This window comes from Planococcus sp. PAMC 21323 (assembly GCF_000785555.1).
GTDB lineage: Bacteria > Bacillota > Bacilli > Bacillales_A > Planococcaceae > Planococcus.
In genome coordinates this window covers 1292924-1314433 of record NZ_CP009129.1, presented here as the reverse complement: position 1 = coordinate 1314433, position 21510 = coordinate 1292924, and the positions used below count along the sequence as shown (strand labels likewise).

At 39.5% G+C, this 21510-nt stretch carries 19 protein-coding genes; 2 read left to right on the top strand and 17 right to left on the bottom strand.

Annotated elements, in window-relative coordinates; all coding sequences use genetic code 11:
- Positions 1-13: 13 nt before the first annotated feature.
- The 15 genes from PLANO_RS06645 to lepA all read right to left on the bottom strand — a co-directional run bounded on the left by PLANO_RS06645 (position 14) and on the right by lepA (position 17231).
- Positions 14-2134, bottom strand: a complete 2121-nt coding sequence (locus PLANO_RS06645; protein ID WP_038703684.1) for an HD family phosphohydrolase — start codon at positions 2132-2134, stop codon at positions 14-16.
- A gap of 168 nt (positions 2135-2302) precedes the next feature.
- Complete coding sequence (locus tag PLANO_RS06640; RefSeq protein ID WP_038703683.1) at positions 2303-3262, bottom strand: PhoH family protein; 960 nt, start codon at positions 3260-3262, stop codon at positions 2303-2305.
- Between the two features lie 233 nt (positions 3263-3495).
- On the bottom strand, positions 3496-3993 hold the full coding sequence (locus PLANO_RS06635; RefSeq protein ID WP_038703682.1) for a hypothetical protein: 498 nt from the start codon (positions 3991-3993) through the stop codon (positions 3496-3498).
- 30 nt (positions 3994-4023) lie between these two features.
- Positions 4024-5010 carry a flotillin-like protein FloA gene (floA, locus tag PLANO_RS06630; protein WP_038703681.1) on the bottom strand — a complete coding sequence of 329 codons (987 nt, stop codon included), beginning with the start codon at positions 5008-5010 and terminating at the stop codon, positions 4024-4026.
- Positions 5011-5014: 4 nt separating this feature from the next.
- On the bottom strand, positions 5015-6340 hold the full coding sequence (locus PLANO_RS06625) for an NfeD family protein (protein WP_197053113.1): 1326 nt from the start codon (positions 6338-6340) through the stop codon (positions 5015-5017).
- Positions 6341-6566: 226 nt separating this feature from the next.
- Positions 6567-6740 (bottom strand): 30S ribosomal protein S21, encoded by a 174-nt coding sequence (gene rpsU, locus PLANO_RS06620; RefSeq protein WP_006828698.1) that lies wholly within the window; start codon positions 6738-6740, stop codon positions 6567-6569.
- A gap of 95 nt (positions 6741-6835) precedes the next feature.
- Positions 6836-7504, bottom strand: coding sequence for a deoxyribose-phosphate aldolase (gene deoC, locus PLANO_RS06615; RefSeq protein WP_038703680.1), 669 nt, complete (start codon positions 7502-7504; stop codon positions 6836-6838).
- Positions 7505-7571: 67 nt separating this feature from the next.
- A complete protein-coding gene (locus PLANO_RS06610; protein ID WP_038703679.1) occupies positions 7572-8309 on the bottom strand; it encodes a 16S rRNA (uracil(1498)-N(3))-methyltransferase in 738 nt (245 codons plus the stop codon).
- 12 nt (positions 8310-8321) lie between these two features.
- Positions 8322-9263 (bottom strand): 50S ribosomal protein L11 methyltransferase, encoded by a 942-nt coding sequence (gene prmA, locus PLANO_RS06605; RefSeq protein WP_038703678.1) that lies wholly within the window; start codon positions 9261-9263, stop codon positions 8322-8324.
- A 126-nt stretch (positions 9264-9389) separates the two neighbouring features.
- A complete protein-coding gene (gene dnaJ / locus PLANO_RS06600) occupies positions 9390-10505 on the bottom strand; it encodes a molecular chaperone DnaJ (protein ID WP_038703677.1) in 1116 nt (371 codons plus the stop codon).
- A gap of 108 nt (positions 10506-10613) precedes the next feature.
- Positions 10614-12440: a molecular chaperone DnaK gene (gene dnaK / locus PLANO_RS06595; protein WP_038703676.1), complete on the bottom strand. Its 1827-nt coding sequence runs from the start codon at positions 12438-12440 to the stop codon at positions 10614-10616.
- A gap of 20 nt (positions 12441-12460) precedes the next feature.
- On the bottom strand, positions 12461-13060 hold the full coding sequence (gene grpE, locus PLANO_RS06590; RefSeq protein ID WP_038703675.1) for a nucleotide exchange factor GrpE: 600 nt from the start codon (positions 13058-13060) through the stop codon (positions 12461-12463).
- A 17-nt stretch (positions 13061-13077) separates the two neighbouring features.
- Positions 13078-14112, bottom strand: a complete 1035-nt coding sequence (gene hrcA, locus PLANO_RS06585; RefSeq protein WP_038703674.1) for a heat-inducible transcriptional repressor HrcA — start codon at positions 14110-14112, stop codon at positions 13078-13080.
- Between the two features lie 90 nt (positions 14113-14202).
- Positions 14203-15342 carry a radical SAM family heme chaperone HemW gene (gene hemW, locus PLANO_RS06580; protein WP_038703673.1) on the bottom strand — a complete coding sequence of 380 codons (1140 nt, stop codon included), beginning with the start codon at positions 15340-15342 and terminating at the stop codon, positions 14203-14205.
- Positions 15343-15401: 59 nt separating this feature from the next.
- Positions 15402-17231 carry a translation elongation factor 4 gene (gene lepA, locus PLANO_RS06575; RefSeq protein WP_038703672.1) on the bottom strand — a complete coding sequence of 610 codons (1830 nt, stop codon included), beginning with the start codon at positions 17229-17231 and terminating at the stop codon, positions 15402-15404.
- A 215-nt stretch (positions 17232-17446) separates the two neighbouring features.
- Between lepA and rpsT the strand changes: the two genes are divergently transcribed.
- Positions 17447-17698: a 30S ribosomal protein S20 gene (rpsT, locus tag PLANO_RS06570; protein ID WP_038703671.1), complete on the top strand. Its 252-nt coding sequence runs from the start codon at positions 17447-17449 to the stop codon at positions 17696-17698.
- A gap of 50 nt (positions 17699-17748) precedes the next feature.
- Here rpsT and holA read toward each other — a convergent pair whose 3' ends face one another.
- On the bottom strand, positions 17749-18777 hold the full coding sequence (gene holA, locus PLANO_RS06565) for a DNA polymerase III subunit delta (RefSeq protein WP_038703670.1): 1029 nt from the start codon (positions 18775-18777) through the stop codon (positions 17749-17751).
- Positions 18778-18934: 157 nt separating this feature from the next.
- Here holA and PLANO_RS15820 point away from each other — a divergent pair, with 157 nt between their 5' ends.
- Entirely contained in the window at positions 18935-19069 is a 135-nt protein-coding gene (locus PLANO_RS15820) for a YqzM family protein (protein WP_038703669.1), read from the top strand.
- 184 nt (positions 19070-19253) lie between these two features.
- Here PLANO_RS15820 and PLANO_RS06555 read toward each other — a convergent pair whose 3' ends face one another.
- Positions 19254-21488, bottom strand: a complete 2235-nt coding sequence (locus PLANO_RS06555; RefSeq protein WP_038703668.1) for a DNA internalization-related competence protein ComEC/Rec2 — start codon at positions 21486-21488, stop codon at positions 19254-19256.
- Positions 21489-21510 lie beyond the last annotated feature (22 nt).

The following is a 21510-nucleotide window of genomic DNA, read 5'->3' as shown; positions in this document are numbered from 1 at the left end:
ACAGTTCCTCCTGTCAGTTTGTTTCTTTTGGATATTCAATACGCGAATGGAATATTCCATTTAACGTATCACACATTACTTCTTTTACTTTTTTCAGTTCTTTTAAAGAAATATCGCATTCTTCAAACTGCCCATCTTTAAGTTTATCTTCTACAATGGAATCTACCAATTTTTTTATCTTTTCTGATGTTGGTTCTTTCATCGATCGAACCGCAGCTTCTAAACTATCCGCTATACAGATAATCGCAATTTCTTTTGTTTGCGGCTTTGGACCTTGGTAACGATAAGTGTTTTCATCAACATTCGGATTGGTTTCTTTTGCTTTGTAATAGAAAAATTTTAAAAGACTCGTGCCATGATGTTGCTCAGCAACATCAATAATTTCTTTCGGCATTTTATGTTTCTTTAATAGTTGTGCACCATTTATACCATGCGCCAAAATGATATCTCTACTTTTTTCAGGTGGTAAACGATCATGTGGATTTTCAATATTTACTTGGTTTTCGATAAAAAACTGCGGGTATTTTGTTTTGCCAATATCGTGATAATAACATCCCACTCTTGCCAGAAGTCCATCTGCACCAATCGCTTCACAAGAAGCGTCAGCTAAATTTGCAACCATCAAACTATGATGATAAGTACCCGGTGTTTCTATCAAAATTCTTTTTAGTAGAGGATGATTTGGATTGGACAACTCGATTAATCGCATCGTTGAAAGCATTCCAAATGCCGATTCGAAAAACGGTAAAAACCCAATTGCTAATGCCCCAGATAACAAACCAGAGACAACCGCAGCTGAAAAATAAAAACCAATTTCCGACCAACTATATTGGGTTTGACCGAGTAATAAATAAAACGCAACAAACAAAATATTTGCACCAGCTACCGCCAAACTAATCTGCAATAAACGACCACGACCACCTGCTTGTTCGATTAAATAAATCGCGGTCAATCCGCCAAAAAGAATATAAAAAGCGACATCTACTTTTAAAATTGCCGAATAACCGCTCGGCAACATGATACCCGCTGCTGCACTGACAAAAACAGTGACATAAACTGCCGCTCGTTCGTTGACCAACAAACGAACAAGTATACCTGCTAATGCTGTCGGGAAGAAAAAAGAAATAACCAAATCAAAATTATCACTCATAACAGATAGCAATTTCATTAATATTAACGAAATAGTAAGTGTTACCATGACGACCAACATTTCGGTAACTTTATTTTCATCCTTTTTCTTCGATCGAGATATGACGATAAAAAGCAACCCTACTGCAATGACCACAAATATTAATAACCCAAGTAATGGTTTATAATTCATTCGTTCTTCAGTCATTCCAGCTAGTTCTAGCTGACGGTAAACTTCTCGATCAACTACTTGGCCTTCTTGAACTAGAACTTGCCCTTGTAAAATGCGTGTCGGTTCTACGCTGTTGCGAACCTGTTCTATTTGTTTTGCTGTTAACTCTTCGTTCACTAACTCATTTGCAATAATACCAAAACGACCAATAGTCACTGTAGCTTGAATGATATCATTCGGAATATTTTCGTTACGGCGAATTTGTTGTTCAATTTCTGTGCGATATCGCGCAACTTCTTCTATACGAATAGATTCGTTCAAATAAGATTGCAGTAAATCGTTTAATTCTTTTTGAACACTTAATAGACGTTCTTCTGGCAAAGATAGTAGTGAACTCAGCATTTCGTCTGTTAAGCGAAGCCCGTTATCGCTCGTTTCAAGCAATCTTAAATCTTCTCTCAGCTTATCGATCATTTCCTCCTGAGTAAGCCGGTCTTCTTCAGTTTCAGGCGTCTTTTTAACATCTAAAATATAGCCAAATAACGACGCGACTAGAGCTGTTTGATTGTCGACAATCTCGCTCACAAATTGATAACTAGGCGTTACCTCTTCGGTTAAACGTTGCCTCTCTAATTCAGTCTTAACTGGATCTTCTACGGTTTTCTCAGAACGTATTGTTTCAGATGATAATTGAAATAAGCGGATATCATATGTATCGTTTTGAATCGAGTCCATTAAAAATCCGTACAAAATGATGCTCGTCAACAAGATGCCTGCCATCATTATTTTCCGATAACCTAGTTTTTCAAAAAGATCTCGTGCTTTTTGACGCATCCTACTACACCCCACATTTCCTAGTTCTATCATAACAACTAAAGAAATAGATTTCACCGTGTTTTTCTAATAATTTGAAATTATATCCATATATACGAGCATAAAAATTTTATTAGCTTTTACTATAGAAAAAAAGTGCAGGATCACTTTCCCTGCACTTTTTTCTCTTTACGTTGCTTGACTCTCATAAGCATCGATAATTTTCGCCACTAGCGGATGACGGACGACATCGCCACTTTCAAGGTATTGAAAATGGATGTTTCGAACTTTTGATAAAATCGTTTCAGCCGCAATTAATCCCGATTCAGCACCACGTGGTAAATCAATCTGAGTTTTATCTCCCGTAATAACCATTTTCGAACCAAACCCAAGACGTGTTAAGAACATCTTCATTTGCGCTTTTGTGGTGTTTTGCGCTTCATCTAAAATAACAAACGCTTCATCTAGTGTTCGACCTCTCATATAAGCTAGTGGAGCAATTTCAATAGTCCCCCGCTCAATAAAGCGATTAGTTTGTTCTAGTCCCAGCACGTCGTGTAACGCATCGTATAATGGACGTAAGTAAGGATCGACTTTTTCTTTTAAATCGCCCGGTAAAAACCCAAGACTTTCACCTGCTTCAACAGCAGGTCTTGTCAAAATGATTTTCTTTACGTGACCATTTTTTAGCGCTTGAACTGCCATAACGACGGCAAGGTAGGTTTTACCTGTACCAGCTGGACCAATTCCAAAAACTAAATCTTTATTGCGTATCGCATGAACATATTGACGCTGACCAATGGTTTTAGCACGAATTGTTTTGCCGTTAGCATTGCGCGCAACTTCTTCGTCATAAAGTTCAGCGAAATATTCAATCGTGCCGCTCTTCGCCATTTCTATTGCTGAAACAATATCACGTTGGTCAATATTAATATTTTTGCGAATAACTCGTAATAACTGCTCTATTAATAATTTTCCCGTCTGCTTGTCTTCATCAGAGCCAGACAATTTAATGACTTCTCCACGGGTAATAATATGAATATTAAAAGCTTCTTCGATTAATGTTAGATGGTTATCTGATATCCCGAGCAGCTGTACCGCTTCGTTTGGGTCTTTCACATGTAATTCTAGTATGTTGTTTTCTGTCATGTGGACGCTCCTTAGGATCGAGTATTTACTGCTAATTTCACTCTATCATTAAAGATAATCACTTGTAAAATATTTGTTCTGTCCTTCTTTAACGTGGAATTTCTCCTTATTCATATATAAACCTACTGCTGTTAAATTCACCATACTCCATATTATCGTTCTCCAAACTTTAGTTTACATAATAATAATATAAAAAATAAAAAAGCAGCCAGCTTTAAACTGACTGATTTTCATTAGCGTTTTGACTTTGGCGGCATTAATATTTCCGCCATGATAATTCCTCTTCTGACGTCCTCATTGCTAAGTGGCAATAAATCATCAGAACTTTCTTCCACTGCAGGAGCAACAGGTTGATTTCGTAGCGATCTTGATTGTTTAGGAGTCATACGACTTTGTATATCGCTCTGTATCTCACTAGATACTACGCGACGAGCCACTTCTTGACGCGCTTCGCGAAGTGGCGTTCGATCAACTGCCTCTAAAGCTTTTTCCTTTGCTTCTTCTAAACGATCAGACCCTTGAGTTTTTTGACTTTGCAACTCTCCATAAATTTCTTTTGCATAATCTTCAACTCGTTGAAAACGGGTTTTCCCGGAACGACTTTCTCTAGTTGTAGATGTTTTTGCCGCAAAGGGCTTTACCGGAGCATCTCTTTTAGTAGATTCTTTTTTGTTTTTATTGAAAAAAGCACTTACGGCCATAATGACTAGACCAAATATGAGAGCTTCCACACGACAAACCTCCCTTATGGCTAACGCCCATTATTTATTGTCGGATTTATCCGTGCCCGTTTTTGAAATGGAATCGCGCATACTTGTATCAGCTTGAATATTTTTATAATTAACGTAATCCATAACGCCGATATTTCCGTTGCGAAGGGCTTCAGACATTGCAAGTGGTACTGCTGCTTCCGCTTCAACAACTTTTGCTCTCATTTCAACAACTTTTGCTTTCATTTCTTGTTCGCTAGCTACAGCCATTGCACGACGTTCTTCAGCTTTTGCTTGGGCAATTTTCTTATCTGCTTCCGCTTGTTCTGTTTGAAGTTCAGCGCCGATGTTTTTACCGATATCGACATCCGCAATATCAATCGATAGAATTTCAAACGCAGTCCCTGAATCTAAACCTTTCGCTAAAACTGTTTGAGAAATCAAGTCTGGGTTTTCAAGAACTTTTTTATGGCTTGTGCTTGAACCTAGTGTTGAGACAATCCCCTCACCAACACGAGCCACAATTGTTTCTTCACCAGCACCACCGACTAAACGGTCAATGTTGGCACGAACTGTAATTCGAGCTTTTGCTTTAACTTCAATCCCGTCCATTGCCACACCCGCGATAAATGGTGTTTCAATTACTTTCGGGTTTACCGACATTTGAACTGCTTCTAACACGTCACGACCTGCAAGGTCAATCGCTGCTGCACGTTCAAATGGTAATTCGATATTGGCACGGTGAGCCGCAATTAATGCGTTAACGACACGGTCAACATTACCGCCGGCCAAGTAATGACTTTCTAGTTGGTTAATCGTTACAGTTAATCCTGCTTTTGAAGCTTTGATTAATGGATTAACAATACGAGATGGAATAACTCGACGTAATCTCATCCCAATTAGCGTAAAAATACTAATTCTTACTCCTGCAGCTAATGCCGAGATCCATAACGTAATCGGAACGAATGTAAAGAATATTGCCAAAATAACGACGATACCAATGATTGCTGCGCCTAGACCGATTGTTTCAAGTCCCATTCTTTTATTCCTCCTCTTGTTTATCAAGTTCACGAACAACGATTCGCGAACCTTCTACCTTGATAATCTTAACATTTTTACCACTGTCTATAAACCTGCCTTCAGAAACAGCATCGATCCGTTCATCTTCCAGCTGAATCGTACCAGATGGCCGAAGTGCTGTCAGCGTCAATGCAATTTTACCGACTAGTTCTGGACGGTTTGTAGTTGATACATAACCACTTGCCGTATCGGTGGCATCCGTCAAAATAATTCGTTTGAACAAACTTAGTCGTTTCCCAAAAAACTTCACTACAATCACCATCCCTACTGTTGCTACTATCATTGCTATAAGTACTGCTATGGCGGTGGTTTTCAAGTCTCCTCCCGCCAATAAAATACTGCCAAGAATAGCGGCAACTCCCAAGAATCCCGCTACACCACCTGGTATAACAAACTCAGCTACAAAAAGTCCGAGTCCGATGACTAGTAAAATAATGGATTCGTAACCTGCCAAGCCAGCCACCAGGTGACCATAAAAAAACAACAGTAAAAATAGCAGACCGACAAATCCTGGAACTCCGACTCCTGGCGTAAATAGCTCAAGTAGCAACCCGAGTCCTGCAAAAGACAACAGAATCGGTACGATAAACGGATTTGTTAAAAAGCGCGCTAAGCTTTCTGAAAATGTTTCATCAATTGTCACAATTGTTGCGTCTTGAAAGCCTTTTAATGCTAGAAGTTCACTTAACGAACTAACGGTCCCTTCCGAATAACCTACTTGTTCCGCTTCTTTCGCATCTAAAGTTAATAACTTTCCTTTGGCTGCGCCCACTTCTGGAAGATCCATTGATGCATCAGCCATTGCTAAGGCATACTGAGAATCGCGATCTGCTGTTTGGGCTGCACTTTTCATAGAGGATAGCCAAGCACTATTTGCTTTATCAGCAGCTGCGTTACCTGACTGATCGATCACTTGTGCTGCTCCCATACGCCCGTTTGGATGCATATAAATTTCATCATTATGCAAAGCAAGAAAAGCGCCAGCAGACAAAGCGTCTTGATTGATAAAAGCCAGCGTTTTTAAATTTGTTTTATTTAACAGACGAGCAATACCATCTGCTGCGTCTACAAACCCACCCGGTGTATCTATTTCAAATATGATGGCTTCGGCTCCAGCTTCTTCCGCTTCTTCAATCCCCCGTTCGATAAAAGCTTGCAATCCTCTTTCAACTTCATCTTCGATCGGAATTACGTATACTGTCGAAGTGTCAGCCTGGATAGCTGGGAGCACAAGTAGAAACGATAATAGCAAAAGTCCAAAACCCATAAAGACTTTGACTTTGCTCAACAGGATCTCTCCTTTCGCAATTCGAATTTCTTCTGCACCTTATATACGATTAGACCGGGAAGAAGTTTCAAGTTATTATACTTCTATTATAAAGCAAATCTTCTGTAATAACGAAAGAATGCGCTTACTTATGTGACAATTAGAAAAACCGCCAACACGAGATCGTGTTGGCGGTTTTCGCTGGTCGTTCATATTTTTTAAAAGTCTATATGTTTCTTAAAGTCAATTAAAATTTACGTTTACGGGCAGCTTCTGATTTTAGTTTACGTTTCACGCTCGGCTTATCATAGTACTCGCGCTTTCTTACCTCTTGCATTGTTCCAGATTTAGAAACAGTGCGTTTGAAGCGGCGAAGAGCATCTTCAATCGATTCGTTTTTACGAACTGTAGTTTTTGACATCTCTTTTTCCCTCCCTCCGAACACACGTTGAAGCGAAGAGCAACAAGTGTTATATACTCAAAAATTATATCGTATTCTAGATAAAAGGTCAATAGTTAATAATCAGAATCAGAAGTTAAGCCTTGCATGATTTTAACGCCAGAGCTTGCGCCAATACGCGTAGCTCCTGCTTTGATCATCGCTTCTACATCTTCTAAGCTACGTACGGCACCTGATGCTTTAACACCCATATCAGGACCAACAGTTTGACGCATCAATTTTACATCTTCAACTGTCGCTCCACCTGTTGAGAAGCCAGTAGAAGTTTTAACAAAATCTGCGCCAGCTTCTTTAGATAGTTGTGAAGCTGTTACTTTTTCTTCTTCAGTTAGCAAGCATGTTTCGAGAATAACTTTAACGATGGCTTTGCCTTTAGCAGCATTAACAACTGCTTCAATATCTTTTTTCACATGATCGGTGTTGCCGCTTTTTAATGCGCCAATATTTATAACCATGTCAATTTCTCCAGCGCCTTTAGTAATAGCGTCTGTTGTTTCAAATGCTTTTGTCTCAGGAGTTGAAGCCCCTAATGGAAAGCCAATAACTGTACATACTTTTACTTTACTATTTGTTAGTTCTGTAGCTGCTTTTTCAACCCAAGTTGGATTTACACAAACAGAAGCGAAATTGTATTCAGCTGCTTCTTTGCATAGTTGAACAACTTGGCTTTCTGTTGATTCAGGCTTTAGTAAAGTATGGTCGATATAAGATGCAATGTTTGTCATTTTTAAAAATCCCCATTCTATATAGAAGTCGTTTGTTTTTCCAACTAGTCCCTACAATAAACTAAGCTTATTCAAACTCGTAGGAAATTGCCGACAGTGCATATAAAGGCGCTGTTTCTGTCCGGAGAATCCGAGGACCAAGAGAAGTAAATATTGCACCAAAGTTTTTCAAGGCCTGTACTTCGACATCAGAAATTCCACCTTCAGGACCAAAAACCAGTAACACTGAATCTTTATCATACAATGATTTTATAGTTTCAGCAAACCGCTTCCTGTCACCTTGTCTAGCTTCTTCTTCGTAAGCTACAATGACGGCGTCGTAGGTTTCGGCCTTACTTATTAACTGCTTAAAGCTGTGAATGTTATGGATTTCTGGAATATGCGTTCTATGTGACTGTTCAGCTGCTTCTTTCGCAATTTTTTGCAGTCGCCCTATTTTTTTGTCGCTTTTAGCATTGTCCCATTTTACAATAGAGCGTTCTGCCGAAAACGGCAATAGCGCATACATACCAAGTTCTGTTGCTTTTTGTGTAATTAAATCAAGCTTGTCGCCTTTCGGTAATCCGCAAGCAATCGTCACTTTTTTTGGAAGTTCTACTTGCGCTTCTATTAGGTGTCCGATTTTTACTTCTACATCAAAATCTACAGATAAAATTTCTGCTTGGTGCGCTTGTTCTTCAATGACCGTAATCAATTTGTCCCCAACAGTTTGACGCATAACTTTGGCGATGTGCTTTGCATCATCGCCTGTTATTGCCACTATTCGATTTTCAGGAACTTTGCCTTCTATAAAATATCGTTGCATCGTGGCACCCCGTTATTCCGGTTTTTTTGAAATGATCGTAACCCAGTCTTCCATCATCATCACGTCTTCAATAACAAAGCCAGATGCTTCAAGAGCAGCCTTCACATCATTTTTTTTCGCCGATATGATACCAGATGTAATATAGTAGCCTCCTGGTTTCACAATTGTAAACGCATCATTTGTAAATGACATAATAACTTCGGCCAAAATATTAGCAACTACTACATCACCTGGTTGATCAATTTTATCAGTCAAATTACCTTCTTCTACCGTTACAACATCTTGAACTTTATTTAATTTAACGTTGATATTCGCTGATCTAACTGCAACTTCATCTAAATCTAGTGCATAAACTTCTTTAGCGGATAGTAAAGCTGCACCAATTGCCAATACCCCAGAACCTGTACCGATATCAATCACGCGATCTGCTGGTTTTACCATTTTCTCTAATGCTTGAAGACTCATGACAGTTGTTGGGTGAGTACCTGTTCCAAAAGCCATTCCAGGATCTAATTCAATGATTAACTCATCGCTCGAAACCGGATTGTACGTTTCCCAAGTTGGAACTATTGTAAAACGTTTTGAAATTTTTACAGGATGATAATATTTTTTCCAAGCTGTAGCCCATTCTTCTTCATTTACTTCGCTGATAGATACTTCGTTTTTACCTAAGTTAATGTCGAATGTAACTAAATTATTAATTGCCAGCTTAATAGCTTCTACCGTTTCACCTAAAAAGCTATTAACCGGGAGATACGCTTTTAAAATAACACCATCTACTGGGAAATCTTCAGGATCTAACGAATAAATCTCTCCAAAACGATCTTCTCGTTCTTTTGTTAAATCTTCTGAGTCCTCGATGACAACACCGCTCGCACCTGCTTCGTGCATAATATTCGAAACTGCTTCAATCGCTTCGTTTGTTGTATGAATTGACAGTTCTGACCATTTCAATAGTGCCCAGCTCCTTTTCCGCTTTTACAGTCAGTAAGACTCTCGCTTAGGCAAGAGTCTTCTGTTTGTAAAATTGAATTGATTTAGCTGCCGACGAACCGTATAGCTTTCATCATTTTCCAGCTCTTATGAATCGCCTTTGATTGTGCGTTTGATTTTATCAAATAAAGAACTGCTGTGTTCTTCCGGAATATCTCCGCTAATTTCAGCAAATTCGCGTAATAATTGCTTTTGTTTGTCGCTAAGTTTTGTTTGTGTTTTTATGCGTACGATAATATGTTGGTCGCCCGTTCCATAACCGTGAACGTTTTTAACCCCTTTGCCTTTCAAGCGGAAACGCGCTCCACTTTGCGTCCCAGCTGGGATTTTCAATTTCACTTTCCCGGAGATTGTTGGCACTTCAATATCGTCACCTAATGCTGCTTGCGGATAAGTGATTGAAATTTCTAAGTAAATATCATCGCCTTCACGCTGGAATTGCTTATGCGGTTTTACGCGGAATACCACGTATAGATCTCCCGCTGGTCCTCCGTTAAAGCCTGGACCACCTTGACCTGTAACACGTAGTTGTTGCCCATCGTCAACACCTGGTGGGATCGTGACTTTGATTTTGTTTACTTTACGGACTTTTCCTTGACCGCGACAAGTCGTACATTTCTCTTCAATAATTTGTCCTGAACCTTCACAATGTTGACAAGTCCGACGATTGACCATACGACCAAAAGGCGTATCCTGCGTTACATTCGTTTGACCCGAACCTTCGCAATATGGACAAGTTTTTTTCTTTGTTCCAGGCTTAGCTCCAGAACCATCACAAGTTCCACATGTTTCGTCTTTCGGAATTTCAACTTCGGTTTCTTTACCAAATACAGCATCCATAAAATCAATGGTCATCGAATACTGCAAATCATCACCTTTACGCGGTGCATTTGGGTCACGACGTCTACCACCGCCACCAAAGAACGTACTAAAGATGTCATCGAAACCAAAGCCATCAGCTCCGCCGCCGCCGAATCCTTGGTTAGGATCTTGGTGCCCAAACTGATCATATTGTGCACGTTTTTGTTCGTCACTTAATACTTCATAAGCATCTTTTACTTCTTGGAATTTCTCTGACGCATCAGCATCTTTATTAATATCTGGGTGGAATTTTTTTGATAAAGTCCGGTATGCTTTTTTAATCTCTTCTTTGGAAGCAGACTTGGATACACCCAGCACTTCGTAATAATCTCGCTTGTTCATAAGTCACTCTCCCTTAGCAATCATTAGTAATTGTACACGGTTTAAATCCTCGTTGCAAAGACATTGAAAAAGCCAAAGCATGTTGCTTTGCTTTGACTTTTCAAGGGTTTACTTATTGTCGTCGTTTACTTCTTCAAACTCTGCATCGACTACATCGTCGTTATCAGATGTTGCATTTTCGTCTTGTCCAGCTTGTTGAGCTGCTGCTGCTTGCTCATAAGCTTTCATTGAAAGACCTTGCAAGATTTCTTGAAGTTTGTCTTTCTTCTCACGGATGTCTTCAGTATTATCAGACTCTAAAGCCGCTTTTAGTTCATCGCGTGCATCTTCCGCTTGTTTTTTCTCTTCTTCAGTAACCACTTCACCAAGATCTGTGATTGTTTTATCTGTTTGGAAAACAGCTTGGTCAGCTTCATTGCGAAGTTCTACTTCTTCTTTCACTTTCGCATCTGCATCAGCGTTTTCTTCTGCTTCTTTAATCATGCGTTCGATTTCATCATCTGATAATGAAGAATTCGATTGAATTGTAATCGTTTGTTCTTTTTGTGTTCCAAGATCTTTCGCTTTAACACTTACAATACCGTTTTTATCGATATCGAAGCTTACTTCGATTTGTGGAACACCACGTGGTGCTGGTGGAATATCCGCTAATTGGAAACGACCAAGCGTTTTGTTAGCTGCTGCCATCGGACGCTCACCTTGTAATACATGAATATCTACAGCTGGCTGGTTATCAGCAGCAGTTGAGAATGTTTGTGATTTTGAAGTTGGGATCGTTGTGTTACGCTCAATTAGTTTCGTGAACACGCCGCCCATTGTTTCAATACCAAGAGATAGTGGAGTTACGTCTAATAAGACAACATCTTTAACGTCTCCAGTTAATACGCCACCTTGTACAGCTGCACCCATTGCTACTACTTCATCCGGGTTAACACCTTTATGTGGCTCTTTACCAGTTTCTTTTTTAACTGCTTCTTGTACAGCTGGGATACGAGTAGATCCACCAACTAGGATTACACGATCAAGTTCAGAAGCTGAAATTCCAGCATCTTTCAATGCTTGACGAGTAGGTCCCATTGTACGTTCTACTAATGAAGAAGTTAACTCGTCAAATTTCGCACGGCTCATTGTAATTTCCAAGTGAAGCGGTCCTTCTGCTCCAGCAGTGATAAACGGCAATGAGATTTGTGTTGAAGATACGCCTGACAAGTCTTTTTTCGCTTTTTCAGCAGCATCTTTCAAGCGCTGAGTAGCCATTTTATCTTTAGACAAGTCTACGCCATTTTCTTTTTTGAATTCTTGTACTAAATAATCAATGATTAGTTTATCAAAGTCATCGCCACCAAGACGGTTATCGCCGGCAGTAGATTTTACTTCGAATACACCATCGCCAAGTTCAAGGATTGATACGTCAAACGTACCGCCACCAAGGTCATAAACAAGGATTGTTTCGTCAGTATCTGTTTTATCAAGACCATATGCTAAAGCTGCTGCAGTTGGCTCGTTAATAATACGTTCTACTTCAAGACCTGCAATACGTCCAGCGTCTTTAGTTGCTTGACGTTCAGCATCGTTAAAGTAAGCAGGAACAGTGATTACAGCGCGTGTTACTTTTTCGCCTAGATAATCTTCAGCGTATCCTTTAATGTATTGTAAGATCATTGCAGAAACTTCTTGAGCTGTATACTCTTTGCCTTCTGCAGTTACTTTTTCTTGTGTACCCATTAAACGTTTAACAGATTGAATTGTGTTTGGGTTTGTGATTGATTGGCGTTTTGCTACTTCGCCGACTTGGCGTTCGCCATTTTTAAAAGCTACAACAGAAGGAGTTGTACGGTTACCTTCTGGGTTTGGAATAATTTTTGGTTCGCCGCCTTCTAATACTGCGACCGCTGAGTTTGTTGTACCTAAGTCAATACCGATAATTTTGCTCATTTTAAATTCCTCCATTAATTTTATTCGTTTACTTTTACCATTGCAGGTCGTAAAACTCGATCTTTCAAGATATAGCCTTTTTGCAATTCTTGTAAAACCTCGCCCGGCTCTGCCGAATCATCTTTTTCTTGCATAACTGCTTGATGGAAATTCGGATCGAATTGTTCGCCAATTGCTTTGATCTCTTCCAAGCCTTCACGGTTCACAGCTTCTAATAAAGATTTTTGAACCATTTCAATGCCTTTTAGCAATGATGCTGACTCTTCACTTTTCGTTGGAACTGACAATGCACGTTCGAAATTATCTAAGACTGGCAAGATGTCTGCTAGCAACGATTGTGAACGGAATTTATTGGCTAGTTCTTTGTCTTTTTGTGTGCGCCTTTTGAAATTATCATAATCGGCTAACAGGCGCAAATATTTGTTTTGCTCTGCATCAAGCTGCTCACGAAGTTTTTCAACTTCGTCTACTGTTTCTGCCTCTTCTTCTACAGGAAGGTCAGTTTCTGGCTGTTCTGTATCCGCCACCTCTGCCTGTTCTTCCGCTTCAGTCGTTTTTACTTTAACGTCTTCAGCCATTACCTGTTCTTCTGTTTTTAATGACTCATTTTTTTTTGGCAATTTTGTTCCTCCTTTGTTCACGTTCCTTTAAACATCCGGTTTAGTTCTTTCGACAAGTCTCCACTTAATAAATCTAAAATCGAAACGATGCGTTTATAATCCATTCGTTTCGGACCGACTATGGCGATTGAACCCGTTTGTTCTTTTCCAGTATCATACGATACCGTGATGACACTGCAATCTTCCATTGCTGTAAGCGTATTTTCCGAGCCAATGCGAATATGGAGGCCTTGACTTCCAACAGGCAAGATCATCGGAATATGCTTAGCTTCTTCCATAACATCCATCAAGTCCCTGATTTTTTGAAGATCGTGAAAATCAGGCTGTTTCAAGATGTTCAGTTTACCGCCATAATAAATATTTTCATCATCATGAGGCAATAAAACTGCTTGTCTAAATGTCTGGAATAGCTCACCGTAGCGCTCAACATGCTGCTTTAAAATCGATAAGGTTTCTTGTTCTAACCGCAGATGCAGGTTGTTTAACGCCACACCAACTAGCCGTTCATTGAGGATATTCGTCATTTTTTCAACATCCGACGGGTTTAATCCAGGCGGTATCGAAAATACACGATTTTCCACATGTCCAGTATTGGTGACGATAATCGCCACTGCCGTGTCCGGGGTCAATGGAACAATTGATAACTTCTTAACGATATGTCTGCGCACATCAGGTCCGAGTAAAATAGACGTGTAATTGGTTAACTCTGAAAGAATCATTGCTGATCGCTTGATGATTTCTTCCGTTTCCGTCATTTTCTCTTCGAAAATCGAGCGCAATTGCACAATGTCCTCTTTCGGCAGCGGTCTTGGCGTCAGCAAATGATCGACGTAATAACGGTATCCTCTTTCAGAAGGAATGCGTCCGGAAGACGTATGCGTTTTTTCCAGAAAGCCCATTCTTTCAAGCTCTGCCATTTCATTACGAATGGTAGCAGGGCTAAAAGGAGTTTCGAGCTTTTTGGAGAGTTGGTTCGATCCTACCGGCTGAGCTGATTGAATATAATCATCTACTGTCACTTTTAAAATGAGCAGTTGCCGTTCTGTTAACATGATCATCACCTCTGTTAGCACTCTATGTGTTCGAGTGCTAATACTACATTTAAATTAACAAATAAAAAGAACAATGTCAACGCAAGAGCTTTAAGCTAATAAAAATTGTTCAAAAACCTCGTTGCCGACGAACCTACCTTTTCTTGTTAACTTAATAAAACCATTCGCAATCTCTAAATTTCCTTTAGCAAGTTCTTTTTCCAAAATCAAACCATAGACATCTTGTATTGGCTTTTGGAACTTAGTTTGGAAATGAGCCAAAGAAACACCAGCCGTTTTTCGAAGACCTAAAAACATTTCTTCTTCCATTTTTTCATGCGGTGGAACTTCATGTTCACTTAAAATCGGGCGCAAGCCTTCATCTAATGGAGACATGTATTTTTTTAAGGGTCCCGCATTAGAATAACGAACACCATCTACATAACCGTGTGCACCTGCGCCCACACCAATATACTCAACATTGTCCCAATACAATAAATTATGATGTGATTCGTGTCCTGGTCGGGCAAAGTTGGAAATTTCGTATTGCTTTAGTCCCCGCTTGTCCATTTCGTTCATTAATTTTTCATACATATCTGCTTCTAAATCTTCTGTCACGGTATTTAATTTGCCTTTGGTCATTAAATTATAAAAGACTGTTTTCGGTTCAATGATTAACGAATAAGCTGAGAAATGAGGCATATCAAACGCGAATGCTTGCTCCAGCGTATCGTCCCATTGCTGCATAGTTTGTCCAGGCAACCCATACATCAAGTCAAAACTCAAGTTTTCAAAACCAACTTGTCGAGCAGAATCGACCGCTCTTTTCACGTCCGTATTACTATGTGTACGACCAAGACGTTTTAATAAATCTTCATCAAAAGACTGAACTCCCATACTTAACCGGTTTACGCCACCGTCAAACAAGACTTGCATTTTGTCTTTTGTTAATTCGTCTGGATTGGCTTCAGACGTCCATTCCAAATTCTCAGCCATCGGCACGTAGCGATGAATATACGCTAACAATTTCTCTAGTTGAGCCGGTGTTAAAGATGTGGGCGTACCACCACCTAAAAAGATTGTTTCTAGAGGCTTGTCGAGTGCGCCTTGCTCTTTCCAAAGCGCTAGTTCCTTGCCTAGTGAATCGATGTAAGCATCGACTGGTTGATCTTTAAAATATACTTTATTGAAATCGCAGTAAAAACAAATTTGGTGACAGAATGGAATGTGGATGTACAATCCCTTTACCATTTTATTTCCTCTTTTCTAATAAGAAAAGGAGGCTAAAATTCCGCCTCCTTTTTTTCGTTTTATTTTGATTGGTCATCCATTTTCAGGATTGCCATGAATGCTTCTTGTGGAACCTCAACAGATCCTACTTGCTTCATGCGCTTTTTACCTTCTTTTTGCTTGTCGAGAAGTTTCCGTTTACGGGAAATATCTCCGCCATAACATTTAGCAAGAACGTTTTTACGGATCGCACTGATGGTCTGTCGTGCAACGATTTTTTGACCGATTGCTGCTTGAATCGGCACTTCAAATTGTTGACGCGGAATTAAATTTTTCAACTTATCTACAATCACTTTTCCGCGCTCATAAGCAAAGTCACGGTGAACGATAAAGCTCAAAGCATCTACTTGTTCAGAATTTAATAAGATGTCCATCTTCACAAGTTTAGACTCTTTATAACCAATCAATTCATAGTCAAATGATGCATATCCTTTAGTACCTGATTTTAACTGATCAAAGAAATCATAAACAATCTCAGCTAACGGCAGTTCATAAATAATGCTGACACGAATATCATCTACATAATCCATTGTTAAGAAGTTCCCACGTTTGCGCTGACAAATTTCCATAACCGCACCCACGTATTCATTTGGCACCATTACTGTCGCTTTTACATAAGGTTCTTCAACCACATCAATTTTTTGAGCGTCAGGCATCATCGCCGGGTTATCTATTTTTAAAACTTCCCCGTCTGTCATGTGAACGTCGTAAATTACGCTTGGTGCCGTCGTGATCAAGTCGATATTAAATTCACGCTCGATACGCTCTTGAATAATTTCCATGTGCAATAAACCTAGGAAACCACAACGGTAACCAAAGCCAAGTGCTTGAGAAGATTCAGGCTCGAACTGCAACGCTGCATCGTTCAACTCTAATTTTTCTAAAGCATCACGTAAATCATTGTATTTAGATGTATCAATCGGATATAAGCCACAATAAACCATCGGGTTTAATCGACGGTAACCAGGCAACGCTTCAGATGCAGGGTTATTAGCTAATGTAATCGTGTCACCAACTGTTGAATCACCCACATTTTTAATAGCAGCTGTTATAAAGCCAACATCTCCTACTGTCAATTCTTCGCGAAGTGTCGCGTGTGGTGTAAACACGCCTGCTTCAATTAGTTCAAATTCCTTACCTGATGCCATCATTTTAATGCGATCACCTGGTTTTAGTCTTCCTTGAACAATTCGAATATACGCAACTACGCCACGATACGGATCGTAAATCGAATCAAAAATTAATGCTTGAAGTGGTGCTTCAGGATCCCCAACTGGTGCTGGGACTTTTGCTACTACTTGTTCAAGAATTTCTTCAATACCGATTCCCGCTTTTGCTGAAGCTAAAACTGCTTCAGAAGCATCCAACCCGATTACGTCTTCAATTTCTTGACGTACGCGTTCTGGGTCAGCAGCTGGTAAATCGATTTTATTAATAACAGGAAGGATTTCCAAATCATTATCTAGTGCTAGATAAACGTTAGCCAATGTTTGCGCTTCGATCCCTTGTGCAGCATCAACCACTAATACTGCCCCTTCACAAGCCGCTAAACTACGTGAAACCTCGTAAGTAAAGTCGACGTGTCCTGGTGTATCGATCAAATGCATAATATATGTTTCTCCGTCTTTGGCTTTATAATTAAGCTGGACAGCATTTAATTTAATCGTTATTCCACGTTCTCTTTCAAGATCCATCGAATCTAGAGACTGTGCTTTCATTTCGCGTGTAGTCAATGCTTCCGTCTTTTCTAAAATTCGATCTGCAAGTGTTGATTTACCATGATCGATATGCGCAATAATCGAGAAGTTACGGATTTTACTTTGGCGGGATAATCTTTCCTCATTGTTCATTCTCTTCACTCCTATATAAACTACTATGAATTATAGCAGTACAGCTGGCATTGAGCAATGATAGCCCGTGAAATCATTTCACTGTCAAGGCAAACTTCTTTGCACGTAACTATTGCATTTCTGTCGCTGATTTGATAAAATAACTCATGTTGTATAGAGACATTAAAGAGTTGGGATTATTTCCGCTCTTCCATATTGTCTAGGAGGTGAAATACATGCCAAACATTAAATCTGCAATCAAACGTGTGCGCACGAACGACACTAAAAACGCTCAAAACTCACATGTGAAATCAGCAATGCGTTCTTCTATTAAAAAAGCTGAAACAGCTTTGACTAACAAAGACGAAAACGCTAACGATACTGTAAAAGTGGCGATCCAACAGGTGGAAAAAGCAGCTTCTAAAGGCTTGCTACACAAAAACACTGCAGCTCGTAAAAAATCTCGCTTGATGAAACAACAAGCGTAACACATTAAAAAGCCGGTTCCTTTTGAGGAGCCGGCTTTTTGCTATTTATTTTACTGTTTTTTCTGACCTGCGCGTTTCATTAAGAAAAATTCCAGTATGCGATCACGATTGCCGCTTAGTGTTTTAAGTTGCAAATCGATATCTGCCAAATCGCCTAACACTTGTAACAATCGTTTCTCCGAAATTTGCTGACGCTTTTCCACTAATAGCTTCACTCGATATGGATGGGCTTTTAATTGTTTGGAGATTTGTTGTGCGTGATAGCCTTTTTTCTGCAAATAATAAACTTGAATCATAAATCGGATTTGTGAAGCAAGTAGTGCTGTCAGTGCTACCGGTTCTTCTTTTTGACGCAATAAATCATAATACACGCTAAGTGCCACGCTGATATTGCCATCTAAATACGCTTGCAACATTTTGAATGCATCTTGCTCAAGAGTTCGCGCAGACATTTGTTCCACAAGCTCTACTGTAATATCTTCATCTGATGAACCAAGGTATAAAGACATCTTTTCGATTTCTGAAGACAGTAAAGTTAAATTCGTACCTGCCATCTCCATTAACCGTTGCGCTGCTTTTATGCCAATGCCTTTGCCGAAATTTTTTGCTTCATGCATTAACCAAGTTTCCAAATCATTTGCTTGCAGCGATTTCGCTTCGATTAACACGGTATGCTGTTTCATTTGCTTGGTTACTTTTTTTCGCTCGTCTAATTTTTCGTAAGGTGCTACAAAAATCGTCACCGAACTACTTGGTGGATGTTCTAACCAAGCTTCTAGAGCTTTCAAATCGTGATTGATTTTTTCTTTGCCACGCTCGGCCGCTTTTAAAAACGAAGCATTTCGTGCAATGATCAACTTTCGATCACTGAAAAACGGAAACGTATCTGCTTCATCAATCACATGCTCTACTGGCACTTCGTCTAAATCAAAAAATGTTAACTCTAATTCTCCAGCAACTGTCAATTTATCTTTTAACAAGTCCAAGGTTTTTTCAATAAAATAGCTTTCTGTTCCTACAATGAGATAAACAGGGTCTATTTGTCCGCTGCGTATGGATTTCCACACGGAAGTAATCATCTTATCAGCCTCCCCTTTCTCTACTATATCGGATTTTCACCCCTTTGGGTATTTGACAGTTATGTGTCGGCGCAAAATTTCATCCGTTTAAGTTTACTTCAATCTAGATTTTTGTCGAGTCTTCGCTTATAATTATAAGGAATTAGGAGGGATTTCAATGAATGAATTTGAACAGAATGTACAGTCCAAACGTAACGATGCAATCGACGCGGGAATGGGCTTCGTCGTATCCTTTGGATTTTTCGCCCTTATCTTTATCATCGCTGGAATTGTAGAATTCGCTGCGCGGTAATTAACTCAAAAAAAAGTTCTGGTTTTTACAACCAGAACTTTTTTTATTTTATAAATATATACGTGTGTTTTTTGGCTAAACGGAAGCAGACAAATAAGCCATGCTGCTTGTATAGCAATGCACGCCGCTCTGCCAGCGAATCTCATGCCCGTCAAATAGACATGTCCGCCCCCACTTTTTTGTTCTAACGCATTGTTTCAAGTTGTATCCCATTTTCATCATAAAGCAACTTAATCGTACCGTTTTCTGCGGTGTTTAAGGTTCTTAGCTCTAAATCGTTAAACCGTTCGACAACTTCTTCACTTGGATGACCATAACGATTGTCTGTTCCTGTGGAGAAAATCGATAATTTTGGAGTTAGCGCCCTTAGAAATTCTTCACTGCTAGATGTCTTGCTGCCGTGATGCCCGACCTTTAGTACGGTTACCCCCTTAAGTTTATGCCCATAAATCGCTAATAACTCTTTTTCTCCTTCAGCTTCTAAATCACCCGTAAATAAAATCTGATAGTTTCCTGTTTTCATCAAAAGTACAAGTGAATCATTATTGCCTTCATAAGTTGCGTCAGCAGGTGACAAATAAACAAAATCGGTTTTCCCCACACGCCAATTAGATCCAGCAGCAGGAAAAATCACTTCTGCTTCTGCAGTGTGCGGTGCAAGTTCTAGCATTAAGGCATTTGAAGCAGATCCTGGTGTTAAATGTAACTCTTTCACTAAGAACATCTCAAAAATTTCTTCCGCGCCTTCTGCATGATCCGCGTCTGGATGAGAAATTATAAAGGCATCAAGCGATGAAATACCGCTCCCCTTTAAGTAAGGTGCTACCACTTGCCGACCAATTTCATACGGTCGCTTTTTTTCTTTAAAAGCCTCTACATCAAACCGAAGCACACCACCACTATCTACTAAATAAACAGCTTGACGGTATGGCAATTCAATAACCGCACTATCACCTTGCCCCACATCTAAAAAAGTCACTTTTAAACGCGGGTCCATATAAGGCAGTGATGTAAATAGGAGCGCTGGCATTAACAATAATAACAAGTACCGCCAACGAAACTTTTGTTCTACTGCACAATAAAAAAAATATACACTGCTCGTTAATAAGATGAATACAACAACTCCCGGCTTTCCTGGTACCCATAATTGATACGGTAAGCTCGCTAGCCCATTCATCAACTCATCAATTTGTCCTCGCAACGGTTCATAAAAATAAAAAACAAAGTTGGCTGCTGGTAGAAAAATCGCTGTCAAAAACAATAACAAGAAATTTGCTGGTAGTATTAGCAAAGTAAACAGTGGAACAAACAAGCTATTTACTATAAAAGCGGACAATGATAGTTCATAAAAATGAAACAATAATAAAGGATACAAGGTCACTTGGGAAATAAATGTAATAGCAAATCCTATTTTGATTGGCGATTTAATCGCCTTTAACATCTTTAAAGAGTATATAATACCAAATGTTGCGCCATAAGATAATTGAAAACCAATTTTGTACATAGCATATGGATTCCAAATCACAAAAACCATTAAACTAGTTAACATAATATTTGCAAGCGGAAACTTTACGTTTAATAGTTTTCCGCTTACTACAACCACTACCATACTAACTGCTCGCCAAACAGACGGAGCTCCTCCTGCAATCACTGCATACAAAGGCAATACGGCGAGCAAAATGATCAATGCTGTCTCTTTTCGAATATGCAAACGGATAAGAAGAACGTATAACAATCCAGACGCAATGCCAACGTGCAATCCTGAAATCGCAAACAAGTGTGAAATCCCAAGCGTTTGGTACATGCGCTGATCTTCTGGGTCTATATTTTCTCGTTCTCCAATTAATAGCGCTTCTGCTTCTGCTGCCAAACTTTTAGGGAAATTTTCGCGAATATGGTCTTTTAACGAGTCTCTTCTATTTAATAAACGGTTTATCCATGTTTTGTTGTCTTCTACACCATGGATTGCTTCAATTTTCAGTAGTGAAGTTGCACCATTATGTCGTAAATAGTCGTTCATATTAAACGAGTAGCGATGTGAAGGTGGTGATGCATCTTCAAAAACTCCAGCTATCAAGAATTTAGAGTCGCTAATTAAGCTAGTCATTTGAAGTTTTTGCTCATCTGATGGTAATCTATAGCGTGCATATACCACAGTACCATCCTGTAATGAAGCAAATCCTCTGAGACTGTCCCCATCGATTACTGCACCCGCATGAAAAATTAGCTCTCCAGAATAAGGCTGTGAGTAATCAAAATTATCCTGACTTCTTATTTCTTGAATGCCATATACCGCACACCCAACTAAAAGGACACTTATAATAAATGTCCATTTTTCTCTTTTCCAATACATCCAACTAAAAAGCAGCGCCATGAAAACGAGTTGAACCGCTGTTTCATGCGCTGCATATGTTGCCATAACTGTAGCTATTGCTACGTAT